General features: G+C 60.9%; 2 protein-coding genes. Both read right to left on the reverse strand.

Annotated features, from left to right (window positions below; genetic code table 11):
- Nucleotides 1-51: 51 nt before the first annotated feature.
- Entirely contained in the window at nt 52-498 is a 447-nt protein-coding gene (erpA, locus tag U9R81_RS17270) for an iron-sulfur cluster insertion protein ErpA (RefSeq protein ID WP_322496665.1), read from the reverse strand.
- A 114-nt stretch (nt 499-612) separates the two neighbouring features.
- On the reverse strand, nt 613-1,657 hold a 1,045-nt coding region (locus U9R81_RS17275), incomplete at its 5' end, for a heme o synthase (RefSeq protein WP_322496666.1).

A 1,657-nucleotide genomic window follows, 5' to 3' on the forward strand; every position in this document is an offset into this window, starting at 1 on the left:
GGCGGGTTTGAAACCCGCCGGTACCAATTCGTCGGTATGCCGTCACGCCAATTAATACCCGCAAGTGCCGCACCCGCCGCCCACCGGCGCGTCGTCATCATCCTCGCTGTAATCGGTATCGCGGGCGCGGAACGAATGGCCGCAACCGCACGACGACACCGCGTTCGGGTTATCAATCTTGAAGCCGCCACCCATCAGCGTATCAACAAAATCGATCGACGCGCCCATCAAATAGTTGGCGCTAATCGGATCGACCAGCACACGCAGGTTGCCGGCGTAGAACTCGTTGTCACCCTCGCGCACTTCATCATCGAAGGTCATACCGTACTGGAGGCCCGAACAGCCGCCACCGGCGACAAACACGCGCAGGGCATAACCCTCAAGTTGCTTTTCCTGCATCATCTTGAGCAGGCGAGTGGAAGCCGCTTCGCTGATCATCAACAGCGGTTGCGGGGTGGCCGATTGCACACCAATCTGATTGACACCAATCATCGTCATGGACGAACTCCTTGACCGTACTACGCAGCCGCCAGAGCGGCCTTCTCCTTCGATAAATGAAGTATACACCATGTCGGCGCAAATTGCTAGCCGAAGCTTTCGTAAACCGGTTCCTTACCCAAGCATCAACCGGTCAGCCACCATCACTGCGAACAGCAGCGCCAGATAGAGCAGCGAATACTTGTACAAGCCCCAGATCGCCGCCTGATCACCAACTTTCCAAACCGCCCACGCATCGCGCATAAAGCGCAGGCCGAACAGCAGCGCCCCAGCAAGGTAAATCCAGCTCATCGCGCCGATCGCCACCGGCAGCAGCGACACCGCCAGCATAATCGCCGAATAGACCAAAATCTGCCAGCGCGTTTCAGCTTCACCGGCTACGACCGGCAACATCGGCACCCCGGCGCGAGCATAATCCTTCTGCTTCACCAGCGCCAAGGCCCAAAAGTGCGGCGGCGTCCAGTAGAAGATGATGGCAAACAACACCACCGCCATCAGGCTCACCGAGCCGGTCACCGCCGTCCAACCCACGAGAGGCGGAATGGCGCCGGCCCCGCCGCCGATGATGATATTCTGCCACGTGCTGCGCTTAAGCACGCTAGTGTAGAAGTAGGCATAGTAGATGATGCCGAGGAAGGCAAAGAAAGCGGCTAACGGCGTCGCAAAGACCCAGAGCACGACGAGCGACAACACGCTGAGGATGGCGCCGAAGATGAATGCGGCCCGCGCCGAGATCCGCCCGCTCGGCACTGGCCGGCGGCTGGTGCGGCCCATATTCACGTCGATGTCGCTATCGAAGGCGCAGTTGATCGCGCCAGCCCCGCCTGCCGCCAAATAACCGCCGATCATCGTCCACAGCACCAGCCACCACGACGGCAGCCCGGCCTCAGTGATAAACATCGTGGTCAGCGTCGTCACCAGCAACAGCGAGATCACCTTGGGCTTGGTGAGGCTGATGTAATCGGCCACCACCTCGCGCCATTTCGGGGTGGGACGAGCAACATCAATGGTGGTCGTGAAGGTCAGCGGCGCGCGCTGCAACACAACAATTGCCGCTAGCGCACCGGCCCAGAGCAGCGCCGCCGCGGTCAGGCTGAGCAGATGGCCGCCGCCAGGCAGGAACAGACCGGCCAGCGCCACGAGGGCCAGCGCCGGCAAG

It is taken from the genome of Chloroflexus sp. (genome assembly GCF_034435895.1).
GTDB lineage: Bacteria > Chloroflexota > Chloroflexia > Chloroflexales > Chloroflexaceae > Chloroflexus.